This is a genomic window from Leadbettera azotonutricia ZAS-9 (assembly GCF_000214355.1).
GTDB classification, from domain to species: domain Bacteria; phylum Spirochaetota; class Spirochaetia; order Treponematales; family Breznakiellaceae; genus Leadbettera; species Leadbettera azotonutricia.
Genome location: NC_015577.1, coordinates 444,319 through 458,894, shown reverse-complemented (window position 1 = coordinate 458,894; position 14,576 = coordinate 444,319). Strand labels below are relative to the sequence as shown.

Here is a 14,576-nt window from a genome sequence, read left to right as displayed (position 1 = left end):
TTTTACCCCAGGTGCTTGCTGCTTTTCAATTGGCATGGTACTTTTTTTTATGTTCAAGTTTTGCCCTGCCTGCGGATCAACAAAAATCATCTTTAAGGACAACAGGGTTTTTAAATGCCCCGACTGCGGCTTTACCTATTACCATAACACCGCTGCCGCCACAGGCTGCGTAGTATCAACCCCCAATGGAGTGATACTCCTCGTGAGGGGCAAAGAGCCCTCCAGGGGTAAGCTTGCCCTGCCCGGCGGTTTTGTCGATCCCGGCGAAGGCGCCCTGGAAGGTCTGCGCCGGGAGCTTCAGGAAGAGATAGGCTGGACGCCTCCCCCCGGAACGGAGATTGAGCTTTTCGCGTCCTTCCCGAATATCTATCCTTACAAAAATATTGTGTACAATACCTGCGATCTTTTTTTCACAATCCATGCGCCGGATCTGACCGCGGCAGATCTGCGCCCCGAAGCAGGGGAAATAGAAGATATACGTTTTCTAAGGCCAGATGAGGTGAAACCGGAAGATTTGGCTTTCGATTCCACCCGCCGCGCCATGGCTGCTTATTTAAAAAGGGTTTGAATATCCTTTGCGTAATTGATCATGATCCTATGGCGCAGGGGTTCCTGTTTGGATGATATTTCAGTTCCCTGATCAAAAGCCCTGGGCAAAAGTTTGAATTTATAAATCCGCTCAAAGGCTTTGAATCCATTCCTGGCGTTGACCAAATCCGCCACATCAGTCGAAATAATCTCGACAATCTCAGGCTGCTGGAGGAGCAGCTCATAATCCACAATGGGGATATTGTTCTCCTCCGCAAAAGCCATGACCGCATCCTGCACCGGCACAATGAGGGCTGCCAAATACTTCTGGTCCTGCCCCAGTACCACGCACTGCCCGATGCGGGGGCTTTCTTTAAGCTTGTTCTCAATGGGGACAGGCTCAACATTTTCGCCCCCCCTGAGCACTATAGTATCCTTGGCTCTGCCCGTAAGGCGAAGCTCCCCGTCCCGGGTATGCATGGCAATATCCCCCGTGTTAAGCCAGCCATCAGCGCTCAATACCTCGGCAGTCAGTTCAGGCTTTTTGTAATAGCCCTTCATCACCTGAGGGCCCCGGACATAAAGTATGCCGCTGCTGCCCGGGGGCAATTCGCGCCCCTTGTCATCCAGAATCCTGAATTCAGTATCGTCAACCAGAATCTGCCCGATAGTCCCCCGCCGGCTCTTGCGGTACTGGCGCACGCTCACAATGGGCGAAGTCTCAGTGAGGCCATACCCTTCCTGCAGCCGCAATCCCACAGCGTTGAAGAAGTGGTCCACCCTGGCAGGGAGGGCGCCGCCCCCGGAAATACCAGCCCTGAAGCGGCCGCCCAGCCTGAGCTTGAGGCGGCGGAACACAATGAGATACGCCAGGCCCCGGACAGGCGCCAAAAGCAGCCAGGGGAAAAACCCCAGAACCGCATCGACAGCCCTTACCCTCCCATGGAAATTGGGGATAAGCCCAAATGCAAGATCCCTAAAATAAGCATACATGAGACCGAAAGAAACAAAAAAGTTGAAAAAGAATTCCTGGAATTTCCCCATCAGTTTTACGCTGCGGTAAATACCGTCCATGACAGCTTCCCACACCCGGGGAACAGCCACCATCCAGTGGGGTTTGATGTTTGCAAAATCCGCCATAAGTACCGACGAAATGGGCTTGGAATATGCAATGGCGTTTTTATGGTAGAGAGCCACATACTCGATGGCCCGCTCGAACACATGCCACACAGGCAGTACCGAAAGCCAAATCTCCCCGGGCTTGGTGTCAAAAACCAAATGGAAACGCGGAACCTGGCAGAGAAAAGTCTTGTGGGTCAGCATGACCCCCTTGGGTTCGCCTGTTGTGCCCGAAGTAAAGATCACCGTAACAGTGTCATCCCCCTTGCCCTTGGCAATTTCAGCATCCACCTCGCCAGGGTAAATCTCCCTGCGGTTTTTCCCCAGGTTGAGGAGTTCCCGGTAGGAATAAATTGTTATCCCCAGGGATTCGGCCTCGGCCTTAATTTCAGCGCCCACAGTCTCAAAGGTAACAATGATTTTTAGCTCAGGCAAATCCGCCTTGCACGAAAGCAGTTTGACTGCCAGCTTCTGGTTTTCTGCAAAAGAAATGCCGCAGCCCGTAAACGAAAGTATGTAACTCAGCTCCTGGTTCAGGGTGTCAGACCCCCTGGGCACATCCGCAGCCCCGATCGCCTGAATGCCGAAGTCAGCTGCCAGCCATTCCTGGCGGTTATCCGAGATAAGCCCCACCAGGTCCCCCCGCTTGGCCCCCAATTCCAAAAGCCCCGCCGCGACCCACCGGCCCTCGTCATAAAGCTGATGGTAAGTCTTGGTGATAAACCAGCCCGCCGGATCTTTTGAGTATTGGACAACGATCTCCGGCGCTTCCCTCACCCGGGAACGAAGCATGAGGGGCAGGGTCTTTTCTTTTAGCTGTTCCTTCGCCTGTTCCATAATTATAGAATTATGCGATTTTCCCCTTTTCTGTCAATATGACAAAATATGTGATAATGTCATATTTGGACATAAAAAAACCCCCCGGGAAAAGGAGGTGAAGAAACCCGGGAGGCAACTCTGATAACCGGCTGCTGCTGCAGTAGATGTTTAAGCAATTCAGACCAATGAATAATTCAGGTGTAGAACATTACTGTAAAACGCTGGTCTGAATAACCGTGTTATCAGGTTAATTTAAAATACTCATAAAACCTCGCGGGGTCAAGCTTTTTTTCAGAAAAAAGTAAAGATTAGGGAAAACCCCAATAGCGGGCGTTCTTAAAGTGTGATAATTCCTTATGACATATAGACTTAGCGTTGCTGGTCGGTTTTACCTGAAATGGTGAATTCCTGGGTGATAGCAGCAAAGACAGCAGAATCCGGGAGAGGTAGGGAATTATGAGAGTTAAGGCGAATTTTACGGTTTTTCCACGCAAGATGGCTACTGGCAAGGTGATTTATTATTACCAAGCCTATGATGAGGACGGGTTCAGGATTAACCCCCATTCCACGGGGGAGAGCCTCAAGACCCTGGCGGTTAAGAAGTGCCAACAGCTTATGAAGGACGGGTTGCTGCTTCCGGCGGAGCGCAAGAAGATAAAGACCTTTGCGGAGTTTGCGGAAGGATGGTGGGAATGGGATACCTGCCAATACCTGAAAGCCAAGAAGTATCGCAAGGGGCTGACCCAAGCCTATGTCGATACCTGCAAGCGGCATACAAAAAATTGGATACTGCCCTACTTTGGGAAAATGCGGCTTGACCGGATTACCCGTGAAGATTGCGACAGGTTCCTGACGAACTTACCGGAACAGGAAAAGAAGGGGCAGAAACCCAAGGATGCCGGGGTCTTAACGCCGGGTACGGTGAAAAAACTTAAAACATCATCGGCTAATGTGATTTACGGGATTTTGCGGCTTATGCTGAAACAGGCGGTTGCGGAAAAGCTGATACTGTTTAACCCTGCTGAAACAGTCGAGGAATTGACCGCCGAGGGGAAAGTAGTTGAAATCCTGACACCCACCGAAGCACGGGATATGTTTACCCCGAAAATGAAAAGCGCCGTTCCCTTGCTGGAAGGGCCGGATCAAGCAGGGAAGGAAAAAAAGGATTTACGGAAATTTGCCTTTGCCCATGAATTAGCGCAAGTTGCCAACATGACGGCGGCGGTAACGGGTATGCGGATCGGGGAAGTGCTGGGGCTTAAAGGTTCCTGCATCTTTGAAAACTATATCAGGGTGGCGGGGCAATATGATACCAAACACAACTACCGACAAACTAAGACTAAAAAGGTACGGCAGATACCCACTTCCCGTACTGTTCTTGATCCGCTGGACAAACTAAAAGCATTGAACGGGGACGGGTTCTTGTTCTCCGATGACGGCGGGGCTTCCCCCATCTCCCGGTATATGTTTAATAAGGCGCTGGCGGCGGGACTTTCCAAGATTGGCATTGACGAGGACGAAAAGAAACAGCGGAACTTAACGCCCCATGCGTGGCGGCATTTCTTCAACACCACCCTGCGGGTTAATAATGTTGCTGACGCTAAAACCCGTGCGGTTATCGGCCATGTTACCGAGCAAATGACCGAGCGTTATACTGATTTTGATACCACTACCTTCACCGAAATTGCTGATGTTCAAGACCATATCTTATTATCAGAAACCCCTGCGGTTAGCGGGACCGGGGAACCGGCAAGGCAACCGGGCCGGGTCCGGCGATATACTACCGGGCGGCATGAAGCAAGGCGGGCGCTGGTAACGGTTCACCGGAAAAAACACCGGCACGGCTAAACGAACATTTCAAGACTGTAAGCCCCTATCGCTCCATCACTGGCGGTAGGGGCTTTTTTCTGCCCACAGACCCGGCTCTGTTGTCGGGAAGCCTCATCGCCCTTGCCCTTAAACTCGGCTCCGCTGTCGGGAAGCCTCATCGCCCCTGCCCTCAAACCCGGCTCCGCTGTCGGGAAGGCTCGCTGCCCTGCCCTCAAACCCGGCGGCTCTTGTTTGGCCCGGCCTTCTCCTAACTGCGCCGCCGCTTACTTACCCCTTCACCAACTAATTGACTGATTATGAGCGCAATCAATGGCGGGATGAAAAGCCGCTAATACTTCCGGACAGGGGGCTTTCTTTACCCTAAAAAAAACCAACAAAAGCATGCAATTAGGGAAAACCCCTAATTACTTCCTGATCTAACCATGCGATTTTCACTATACGGCAAGGCCAAGGGAACGGCTTCTGGCTTTGCTGTTTTGGGGGTGAATCGTGGTTGAACAATTATTAGACATTAACGATGTGGCGAAGCTGACCAAGTTAAGTGTGGCGGCTATTCGCAAGTATGTGTTTTTACACCAGATACCTTTCCACAAGATTTTTAAGGCGATCCGGTTCCGGCCCTCGGAAATAGATGTGTGGATTAACACGGGCGGGAAGGTGGCAGTAAAGCCGCTTGCGGGGGAGGAGCTTTATTTAACTGCTGGGGATGGACAGCAAGATGGCGTACCGGGGGAGGAACTACCGGAAGGGGGGCGGGATGGAACCTACTGAAATAGACAAAACGATTGAAGCGGTGCAAGCGGAAATAATGCCTTTTGAAAGCTGGGAACGGCTGGCCGGGGAAAGTGCGGGGGCGTTTGCGGCGTTCTGCGCTTTCCGGGATTTTGGGCCGGAACGGAATATCCGCAAGGCAGTTGAAGCAGCAGAGGAGGATGAAAAAAAGCGGGGGAAGAAGTACCGGGTTTGGCGGGGCTGGGCGGCGGCGTTCAAGTGGCGGGAACGGGCGGCGGATTATGACGGCTATGTAGACAAACTGAAACAGGCGGAGCTGCGGAAAACCATTGAAGAACAGGGGAAGGTTCACCGGGCCATTACGGGAAAAATGCTGCGGGTGGTTGAAAAGAAACTTGACCTGATGGACCCGGCGGAGCTGGGCCAAGGGACGGTAACGGAGTGGGTTTCTACGGCGATACGGGCGGAGCGGGAAAGTGCGGGGCTTGTTACCGGGAAGGATAAGCCGGAGGGACAGGTCGATAAGAACGGGCAGATTACGTTTCTGCCGGATTTTGAGGGGCTTTGAGTATGACGGTGTTTAAGCCCACTACGGTACAACGGCAAGCGTTAAAACTGGTAAAGGGCGGCGCAAAACATATCTTGTTGTTTGGCGGTTCCCGGTCGGGCAAGACTACGGTGCTGGTGATGGTGATCATCTACCGGGCGATCCGCTTTGCGAGTTCCCGGCATTTGATTTGCCGTTACCGGGCCAAGGATGCCCGAAGTTCCGTACTGCGGGAAACGCTTTTACCGGCCCTTACCAATACCGTTGGGACTAACCGCTATAACTATCTGGCACATGAAAGCATGATTACCCTTTTCAACGGGTCGGAGATTTGGATTGGCGGATTAGGGGATCGGGAACAAGCGGATAAAATCCTGGGGCATGAATATAATACGATCTACTTCAATGAGATTTCGCAGCTTAGTTATATTTCGGTTACTACGGCCTATTCCCGGTTGGCTATGCGGGTGCCGGGGTGCCGGAATTTGTTTCTGTACGACTGCAACCCTGGAAGCCCTTTGCATTGGGCTTACCGGATTTTCATTCGCAAGCAGCAATTCCTAAACGGGGAACCGCTGGTAAAGCCGGAACTGTACGCCTCGATGATACTTAATCCGGCTGATAATGCGGAGCATTTGCCCGATGACTATATTTCCGATGTGCTGGGGGCCATGCCGGAAAAACAAAAGGCACGGTTCCGGGATGGGGCGTGGGTTAAGGCCGAGGGCGTGATCTATGAGCTTTTCGATGAATCCATGATTTTGAAAGCAGCGGATATGCCCAAGGACTATGACCGGATTTGTGCAGGACAGGACTTCGGCCTGAATATTACGAATGTAAAAATCGGCTGGGTGCATGAGGTTGTTTATGTGATTGCCGACTACGGTGCTTTCAACATGACCACTAAATCTTTTAACGAAGAACTTACCGCCCGCCATTGGTTTGATCTGGGGCCTGATAGTTTCAGTTTTCCGGTGTACTGCGATCCGGCTGGCGGGGAACGGATACAGGAAATTACCGGGGGCGTTAAAGCAAATAACAGCGTTGAAAGCGGAATTGATTTTATCAATGCGAAGATAGAACGGGGACAATTTTTTGTCGCCGATGGCTGTACTGGCGTTCTTTCGGAGATTTGGGATTACTGTCGGGATGAGGCGGGAGAAATAATCAAGGTCAATGATCATTTTATGGATGCCCTCCGGTATGCGGTGTTTTCCGATGTGCAGCAGGGGGTAATAGCGCAATGAGTATCTTTACGCCGCTCATCAGGGGAATAAAACAGTTTAAGTTTCAATCGAAAGCGGACAGGCCGGACTATCCGATGGATGACGAATTTCAAAATAATTTACCAATTTTGTCAGAAAGTAGTGCATACTTATATTCGGCATGGGTGAACATTGCGGTAAGTATTTTGATCCGCAATATTGCCCGTGCGGAATTTGGTTTGATCCGAGGGGGTAACGAGGTAACAAGCGGGCCGCTGTATGAACTGTTCCGAAGGCCGAACCGCATGGTGTCCGGCTATGATCTTTGGAAGGAAACGGCGGCTTGGTGGTATCTGGAAGGCGAGGCGTTCTGGTGGTTTGGGCCGGATTACGATGGCGGGTTGCCGCATGAAATTTACATTCTTGATCCGAGACGGGTGCGGCATGAAGGTGTTACGGCGGGGGGCGTATATGATCCATTTCATCAACTAAACAAGCGGTGGTTTTTTCAGACTGATACCGATCTGATACCTATTTTGACTGACGAATTGATCCAGTTCCGGGACTGGAACCCCTGGAATCCGGTACGGGGGGTTAATCCGCTTATTGCCCTTTCCCTGGAACTGGAACAGGACTACTACGCCAATAAAGCAAATTCCCAATTACTAAAAAATAATGCGGTCCCGATGGGGATACTGAAAACTGATCAGACTATCAGGCCGGAAGAAGCTGACGCATTAGAGAAGCGGTGGGAAAGCAAATACGGGGCGGTAAAGGCGAACCGGAAAATTGCGGTACTCGGCAAGGGAACCAGTTTTGAACCGCTGTCCTTTACCCCGGAAGTGGTAAAACTGTTCGAGCTTAAACGCTGGAACCTCTACACTATTTTAGCAAAGTACGGCATCCCGCCACGGGTTGCCAATATATCAGACAAGTCAACGGCACTGTCCGGGAAGGATACCCAGGAACAGCATAGCGCCTTCTGGCAATATACCTTAATTCCAACATTACGACAATTTGAAAACATTCTGGAGACTCAATTTTTTATCCGCTTTGGATTGCGCGAAACCGGAAAATTTAACCTGGGTGATATACCTGAACTACAGGAAAGCGAAGATGCTCAAAGCAACCGGGATATTGCGGAAATCAATGCGGGATTAAAGACAATCAATGAAGTGTTACAGGAAAGGGGGAAGGATAAGAAGCCCTGGGGTGATGTGTGGTATCGACCCAAAAATATGATACCCACTACCGGGGGCAAGGGAGGGGACAATGAAAATGCTTAGTCCGGTTCTGCTGGTAAGCCGCTCGGAAAGTCTGAACCTTCTGGGTATCTACCTGCTGAAACAGTTGCATTTGCGGCGTGTTATGGCAACCACCAAAGGGGGCAGAGACCTTAACCGGCTTATTAGTATGTTAAGCCCTGAACTTATCTTGTTCGACGCTGTGTTTTATTTGAGTGCTACGCCTCGCCGGATTGGTCTTTTATTAAAGGATCGGCCTGACCTGAATATTGCGGTGATCAATGTCAATTCGTATCAAGCGGAAGGGCTGGTAGAATTTCTACGGTTCGGTGTAAAGAGCGTTATTGATTTTAACTCCGGGTTAAGCTCGTTTCGCCGGGCACTAAAAAAGGTGCTCCGTAATGAAGCGTATATTTCCGGCAATGTTGAGGAAGCCTACGAAGCCTTGCCCGATGATATACCGGATTTGAAACTTGATTTGACGGACCGGCAGGAAGATGTTAAGCGCCTGATTCTGGATGGGAAAAGCAGTAAGGAAATTGCGGATACCCTGGGGGTTAGTGTTAAAACCGTGGAGATTCATAAGAAGGCGCTTTTTACGTCCTACTGTGTGAAGAATAGTTTAGGGCTTTTTAAGCAGTGTTTTTTGCTGGATGAGATACGCCGGGATGATTTGTGTATGTAACAAGGGGGTTGTATGTTAATTCGTTATAAGAGCGGGGAATTTAAGGAATTGGACGGTAAAGGGATTTTACAATTCCTTGGGGTTACACCGGAGGGGCAGACCGTAAAGGTGCCGTCTGACATTGAGTTGATTGCCCCTGTGCCGTTTGCTCTTTCCGGGGGGAACTTCGTTGGATGTTCCGATGGGGAAGGCGGCGGCGGTGTACCGTGGGTCTTTTCAAGTTTTGACTTGGATCGTATGGGGGAACGGATTGATCCCTCTGGTTGGGACTTTTCATGTTATTTGAAAAACCCGGTTATCCAGTGGGCGCATTGCTTTGACATTCCGGCGATTGGCCGGGCGGAAAACATTGTTGCCGATGAAAAGGGGCTGCGGGGGATTATCATTTTTAACGGCAAGGAATTTGATCCCTTTGGCTGGGGTATCGGGGAACGAGTCAAGGCCGGAGTAATCCGGGCGGGGTCGGTGGGGTTCCGCCCTATCGAGATAGAAATTCCGTCAAAAAAGGATGGTGAAGATGGAACGTCATTGATTTTCAGAAAACAGGAACTTTTGGAATTCAGTGTGTGCAATGTTCCGGCGAATCCTTATGCCTTGGCAACAGCAAGGCATAAGGAAATTAGTAACAGGAAATCAAGCTCCGATTTTTGGGGTGGATTTATACAAAAATGCTAACGCATTTTTGTTTAGGAGTTTGCGTACGCAAACTCCACAGAATATGAAGGGGTAAAATATGGGTAAAGAACTAATTGCGGCGATAAAGGCGAAGCTGGCGGCTATGAAAAAGGTCGAGGCTTCGGGTTTTACCGATCAGAGTAAGGCGGCGGAATACTTCCGGGAAAAAGAGTTTATCCTTGAAGAAATCGTCAAGACCTTGGAGGCGGTTTCCGATGGGCAGGAGGCGGAGACCGAAGCCCTGAAAGCCACGGTCAAGAGTCTGCGGGATGAGCTTAAAACGAAGGCGGCCTACCCCAAAGAACTGACCCGGCGGGAATTGTGCTACAACATTGGCAGGGGGATTGCGGCGGCCTGGGCGAGGAACCACAAGGCCCTTGCCGATTTGTCTTTTTCGCCGAACTTCAAGGCGGATAACTGGACTAATCCCCGTGATGTTAGTTGGGGGGAAAAGGGCTGGAACGTCAATGAAAAGGCAGCCCTCGGCTCGCCGATGGGGAACATGGCAACCAATGATCAATACCTCATCAATCCGATTTACGAAACGGAAATCATGACTGACGCTGCCAAAAAATCGGTAATGATGGGGCTGGTGCGTCATAGGCCGATGATGGGGCCTTCTATCTTCCTGCCGACACGGGACCGGGGCGGGGTTCAGCTTCACTGGCTTACTGCCTACGGGCAGCAGATCACGGGGAGCAAGCCCCAGGGGGCGCAGCGGGTTGAACTGAAAGCCTATACGCTGGCCGGGTATATCCCTTGGTACGATGAATTTGAGGAGGATGTTTTTATCGATCTGGGGACTATGTTCATGGAGGAATTCACCGAAGCCTATGCGGTGGAATTTGACCGTCAATGTTTGCTTGCCGATGATGATCCCTTTACCGGGGCAATGGCGGTGGATGGGGCGGAGGAGGTTGAAATTGCCGGGGCGGATATAAACGGCTTGACGTGGAAGGACTTCCGGGACGCTGTTTACCGGGTTCCTGCGGAGGAACGCAAGGATTGTGCGTGGTTCCTGCATGAAACGGTCCTTAACCACATTGCCAACATTGAGGACGCTGACGGGCGGCCAATTTGGAGGCATCCTACGGAGGCCATGCCGGGCAAGCTCGATCTGTATCCGTATCATGAGGTTTCCATCATGCCGCAGATCGGGGCGGTTGAAAACGATACGGCTTTTGCGATCTTTATGAACCCTAAAAGAATTCAACACGGAAACCGGAAGGGGATCGAGATCAAAAAATTTGACGGTACAACCGAAAGCATGGAATACGGGGAACTATTCCTGCGGTTCCGCAAGCGGGACGGGTTTTTGGTTACACGGCCATCGGGGAATATGGTCATACTGAAAACAAAACCATAAAGCATCATTGCTAAAAAGCAAAAGGCCGTTCGGCGGATAACCGGGCGGCCTTTTTTTGTCATGTTATGCGGTTAATTCTGCGTAATAATCCGGGTTATCTTCCAAGTACCTGAACCAAGTATGGGAGATTTCCTCTAAGCAGAACCAAGAGAAAACATTATACAAGGTGGTTAAATTGTCCTGTAGTTTGCCTGAATCCCAGAGGGCCTTTCCTACTTCCCCCGCTGTTGGGGGTGTGGCATAGCGGAACACGCCGAAACCTTGAACCATTTTTATAATGTCCTCCCCTAGTTCCTCCGCCAATAGTTCCAGGTTTTTTATGATGTCCCTGCGGTTGTGGAGGAAAAAGGCGATTGTTTCGGAATGGTAACAGAAGCCGGAAAAGCCGCCGTCCGCTCCATGTTTGGAACAGTCCGCAAGGTTGCCGGATAGTTCTTTGAGGCTTTCCGGGCGATCATCTGCAGGATTGTACCCTAAAGAGTTTATGACGTTTTGAACGGTGGCGGTAGACCATGAGGAATTATTTTTGATATAGGTTACTAAGTCCTGAATAGTAGTAATGCTTTTCATTCTGGTTACTCCTAGAATAAAGATAATTGACCGTCCTGATGGGCGGGGCTGGAAATAATACGGTTTTTGTAAACCCTATTGAGATAGGAAACATAGTTAGCCGCTTCTTTTTGAGTATGAAAAAAGCGGCTGTATTTGAGGGCATGACCGAAAGGCAATCCGGACAGAACAAGAAAAGCCTTTGCTTCTTGTTTTTTTGTACTGGTAGAAGCCAATAGCGGTTTATGCTGGAAAAAAACAAACTGCGCTGTTACCTGATAACAAACCATAGAAACCCCCTGAATATGCCCCCGGCAGAAACCGGGGGGATGTAGTTTAGACGGCTGGTAAAGCCGTTTTTTGGCTGTTATTGACCTGGGGATTAAAAGAGCAAGCCCCGCATTTTGACTTGTCCTTGCAATACTTACAAACAAAGGCCATGTCCATTTTTTGCGGCAAGTACAGGGCCATAAAATCTATGGCCTCCGCCATGTTTGTACCGATAGCCCACGCCAAACGGCGAACCGCAACGGCGCCGAACTCTGTAAGATTAGGACCATACATAAAAACCTCCGAACCGGGATAGAATAAGACAGGGAAAACCCCGCCTTGAGCCCAGACCCGCCCCTTTGTTTTTTCCCTATTGAGGGGGGAGCCAGGGGGGCTCACAAGCCCCGCCCCCCTGGTTCCCCCCGAGGGGAAAAACACATACCCACCGACCCTAACTCTATAGGGATGATGGCTACCGCTAACGTTAGTCTTAAAAAATGCGGCTGAGGGAGGGAATAAATTTCCCGATATGCGAATGGAGATTGCCCCGGCCCGGAGCGTGGAACCGTAGGTTCCTTAGCGGAGGGTTGGCGTACTTTTTGCGCGGCGCTCACCGCCGCATAAGCAAAAAGTATGACAAAGGGGTTTACGGAATGATTTCCCCTGATAACGCCGGGCGCGGTAGCGCCTTGTTAATCGTTACCATACGGTAAATAGCCCGAAGGGACGTATGGAGTGGATAAAGGCGGCGGTTGGCGTAGGTAAATGTTTTTGAAATTGCGGAGCAATTTCTTCTTTCTTTGGGGGCGTTACGGGGGCTTGCCCCCGTAGAGGGGGAAGCGGAAAAGCCGAAGGCTTTGAAGCGTGGGGGAGACTTCCCCCTTTTATTGGTCTTGGGTAAAAAAAGCTGTACTGCTACGGGCTTATGATTTCGGGGGTTCGCCGTTTTCTATTTTGGCTTCAAAGTAGATACGGAGAAAAACTTCTTCCCCTTCTTCAATGAGTTCTTGCAAACTGGAAAGATTGTCCGGCTTTTTCGCTATGGTTGATAAGAGTTCCAGGGGCATATCTTGAATTTCCGGCATGAGGGAGTTTCCTTCCTTTGCGAAGTGTAATATCATGTTGTTGGCTACATGGCGGCAGGTCATGGTGGAAAGGTCGGCTATCCAGGAACCTTGTATGATGGTTATATCACCGGGCATTTTTGGCCTGACTTTTTTATCGCATAGGAGGGATGGCGGGACGGCTCCTTTATCGGTGTGAGGAATAGGGGCAGTTGAAGTGGCGGCATCCGGGGGGATAGGGGAAGGGAGGCTGACGAGGGCGCAGGTGAGTTCTGCAATATGGGTCAAACTTTCAGCATCCAAACTCCTCATCTGTTGTGAAATGAAGTCTACTTTTTCCTGCTCTGTCATCATAACACCCTTTTACAAAAAAATAGGGAAATGGACTGAAATAAACGCCGAAATAACAAAATATTCTACATAGATATAATTATAATAATGCAATGATATATTGTCAAGGAAAGGGAATTATTGCTAAAGGGGCATATTTGGGGTATTATAATTTGGGGAGATAGTTCCACTTGAAAGAACAGAAACGGGAAATACACGAGCGCATTATTGAAGTACGGAAAGCCCTGGGGCTGTCTCAAAAGGAATTCGGGAAGCGGATCAACGTAAGCCAGGGATACTTTAGTAATATCGAGTTGCAGGAACGGAAAATCAATGACCGGATTATCTTATTGATATGCTCGGTATATGGGGTGAATGAAGATTGGTTAAAGAACGGGGCCGGGGAGATGTTCAACAATGGAGTTGACCTTAAAATTGATAAGATTGTCCGGGACTTTCGGAAACTGGACGGGCTTTTACAGGACTATGTTATGCAACAGATAGATTTGGCGGTTAAATACCATGAAAAGAAAAACGGGGATAAAAAGTAAGTGAAGAAATTAAACCATTATGTATGGCAACATTATTTAAAGCCGTGGACAGATAAGAATGGAAAAATTGTTTGTAAAAACAAAGGGAAATTACTTGTTGCCGGTACAAAGGGTTTTGCAAGTGAGAATTATTTTTATAAATTACAAATGTTAACTATAGATGATATCCAGTTTATTAAAAAAATATTCTTTAACGATATGAATAAAATAATATTAGAAGTTGATAAACAATGGCTAGCAAGGTTTTTATGGGCAAATGAGATAATAAGCATAAAGGATAAAATTGAAGACAGTAACATTTTAGAGGAAATAGATAAACTAATTAAAGAATTCAATGAAGATATACATACTGATATTGAAAATAATTCTATAAAGTATTTAAATTTCTTATACAAGAAAGATATTTCATTTTATAATACTGACCAGGGAAACATTGATTTTAATATCTTCTTAAGCGAACAATATTTTAGAACAAAACCAATGAAAGAAATAATGATGAAAACACACATTGAAATAAAAAATGTAAATTATGAGAATTGCTGGAATCTTGTTTCTCATATTTTGGCAATAAATCTGGCGGCAACATTATCTATGCAAAGAAATCATTTTAAATGTGTTTTATTAAATAATAATACGGATATTCCATTTTTAACATCTGACCAGCCAGTTGTAAATATTGCCGCCGACAAAAACAATTTAAGAAAATTAACGATAAATGAATTTGAATTTTATTATCCAATAACTCCAAACCTAGCACTCTTAATATGTTTGAAAGAGAATTTTCTCGGAACAGGGAATATTTTAGATCTAGAAGAAATAAACGTAAAAAATTATAATGCAAAAATGATAAGTCAATGTGGAGGCATTCTATTTTCCAATAGTAAAAAAGGATTAGTTTAATCTAATTAATGAAATAAACAGGACAAGAGGTATAATATGAATATGTTTTTATTAATAAAGGACAGTGTTGAATTAATAGTTGCAATATTAACTATTATTTTTATTGCAATGGGACTAAAAACTTAGGAAAATCCAATTAAAGGGAGAAAATATATTTAACTT

Annotated in this window: 16 protein-coding genes; 11 read left to right on the top strand and 5 right to left on the bottom strand. The window is 48.2% G+C overall.

What is annotated here, in order from left to right:
- The first annotated feature begins 49 nt into the window (after nucleotides 1–49).
- Nucleotides 50–568: an NUDIX hydrolase gene (locus TREAZ_RS02040; RefSeq protein WP_015710133.1), complete on the top strand. Its 519-nt coding sequence runs from the start codon at nucleotides 50–52 to the stop codon at nucleotides 566–568.
- Here TREAZ_RS02040 and TREAZ_RS02035 read toward each other — a convergent pair.
- Nucleotides 550–2,484 carry an AMP-dependent synthetase/ligase gene (locus tag TREAZ_RS02035; RefSeq protein WP_015710132.1) on the bottom strand — a complete coding sequence of 645 codons (1,935 nt, stop codon included), beginning with the start codon at nucleotides 2,482–2,484 and terminating at the stop codon, nucleotides 550–552. The two genes, TREAZ_RS02040 and TREAZ_RS02035, sit on opposite strands and share 19 nt — an antisense overlap.
- A 438-nt stretch (nucleotides 2,485–2,922) precedes the next feature.
- On the opposite strand from TREAZ_RS02035, the gene TREAZ_RS02030 reads away from it, so the two are divergent.
- Complete coding sequence (locus TREAZ_RS02030) at nucleotides 2,923–4,314, top strand: tyrosine-type recombinase/integrase (RefSeq protein WP_015710131.1); 1,392 nt, start codon at nucleotides 2,923–2,925, stop codon at nucleotides 4,312–4,314.
- Here TREAZ_RS02030 and TREAZ_RS18175 read toward each other — a convergent pair.
- A complete protein-coding gene (locus TREAZ_RS18175) occupies nucleotides 4,311–4,469 on the bottom strand; it encodes a hypothetical protein (RefSeq protein WP_015710130.1) in 159 nt (52 codons plus the stop codon). The genes TREAZ_RS02030 and TREAZ_RS18175 overlap by 4 nt on opposite strands.
- Nucleotides 4,470–4,785: 316 nt before the next feature.
- Here TREAZ_RS18175 and TREAZ_RS02020 point away from each other — a divergent pair, with 316 nt between their 5' ends.
- From TREAZ_RS02020 to TREAZ_RS01990, 7 genes are all read left to right on the top strand, one after another.
- Complete coding sequence (locus TREAZ_RS02020) at nucleotides 4,786–5,067, top strand: helix-turn-helix domain-containing protein (protein ID WP_043922734.1); 282 nt, start codon at nucleotides 4,786–4,788, stop codon at nucleotides 5,065–5,067.
- The gene (locus tag TREAZ_RS02015) at nucleotides 5,054–5,596 is read left to right on the top strand and encodes a hypothetical protein (protein ID WP_015710128.1); all 543 of its coding nucleotides are present in this window, start codon (nucleotides 5,054–5,056) and stop codon (nucleotides 5,594–5,596) included. Before TREAZ_RS02020 ends, TREAZ_RS02015 begins: the two co-directional genes overlap by 14 nt.
- A 2-nt stretch (nucleotides 5,597–5,598) precedes the next feature.
- Nucleotides 5,599–6,822 carry a phage terminase large subunit gene (locus TREAZ_RS02010; protein WP_015710127.1) on the top strand — a complete coding sequence of 408 codons (1,224 nt, stop codon included), beginning with the start codon at nucleotides 5,599–5,601 and terminating at the stop codon, nucleotides 6,820–6,822.
- 143 nt (nucleotides 6,823–6,965) lie between these two features.
- The gene (locus TREAZ_RS02005) at nucleotides 6,966–8,066 is read left to right on the top strand and encodes a phage portal protein (RefSeq protein WP_245535080.1); all 1,101 of its coding nucleotides are present in this window, start codon (nucleotides 6,966–6,968) and stop codon (nucleotides 8,064–8,066) included.
- Nucleotides 8,053–8,709, top strand: a complete 657-nt coding sequence (locus TREAZ_RS02000; protein ID WP_043922732.1) for a response regulator transcription factor — start codon at nucleotides 8,053–8,055, stop codon at nucleotides 8,707–8,709. The genes TREAZ_RS02005 and TREAZ_RS02000 overlap by 14 nt, the downstream gene beginning before the upstream one ends.
- Nucleotides 8,710–8,721: 12 nt before the next feature.
- Complete coding sequence (locus tag TREAZ_RS01995) at nucleotides 8,722–9,384, top strand: HK97 family phage prohead protease (protein WP_015710124.1); 663 nt, start codon at nucleotides 8,722–8,724, stop codon at nucleotides 9,382–9,384.
- 58 nt (nucleotides 9,385–9,442) lie between these two features.
- A complete protein-coding gene (locus TREAZ_RS01990; protein ID WP_015710123.1) occupies nucleotides 9,443–10,750 on the top strand; it encodes a phage major capsid protein in 1,308 nt (435 codons plus the stop codon).
- Nucleotides 10,751–10,813: 63 nt separating this feature from the next.
- On the opposite strand, the gene TREAZ_RS01985 is transcribed toward TREAZ_RS01990, so the two are convergent.
- The 3 genes from TREAZ_RS01985 to TREAZ_RS18370 form a co-directional block, all read right to left on the bottom strand.
- Nucleotides 10,814–11,320 carry a DUF7222 domain-containing protein gene (locus TREAZ_RS01985; RefSeq protein WP_015710122.1) on the bottom strand — a complete coding sequence of 169 codons (507 nt, stop codon included), beginning with the start codon at nucleotides 11,318–11,320 and terminating at the stop codon, nucleotides 10,814–10,816.
- An 11-nt stretch (nucleotides 11,321–11,331) separates the two neighbouring features.
- The gene (locus TREAZ_RS01980) at nucleotides 11,332–11,589 is read right to left on the bottom strand and encodes a hypothetical protein (protein WP_015710121.1); all 258 of its coding nucleotides are present in this window, start codon (nucleotides 11,587–11,589) and stop codon (nucleotides 11,332–11,334) included.
- A gap of 903 nt (nucleotides 11,590–12,492) precedes the next feature.
- Nucleotides 12,493–12,987: a hypothetical protein gene (locus TREAZ_RS18370; RefSeq protein ID WP_245535079.1), complete on the bottom strand. Its 495-nt coding sequence runs from the start codon at nucleotides 12,985–12,987 to the stop codon at nucleotides 12,493–12,495.
- 167 nt (nucleotides 12,988–13,154) lie between these two features.
- Between TREAZ_RS18370 and TREAZ_RS01965 the strand changes: the two genes are divergently transcribed.
- Both TREAZ_RS01965 and TREAZ_RS01960 read left to right on the top strand, forming a co-directional pair.
- Entirely contained in the window at nucleotides 13,155–13,514 is a 360-nt protein-coding gene (locus TREAZ_RS01965) for a helix-turn-helix domain-containing protein (RefSeq protein ID WP_015710116.1), read from the top strand.
- Entirely contained in the window at nucleotides 13,515–14,414 is a 900-nt protein-coding gene (locus tag TREAZ_RS01960; protein ID WP_015710115.1) for a DUF4238 domain-containing protein, read from the top strand.
- Nucleotides 14,415–14,576 lie beyond the last annotated feature (162 nt).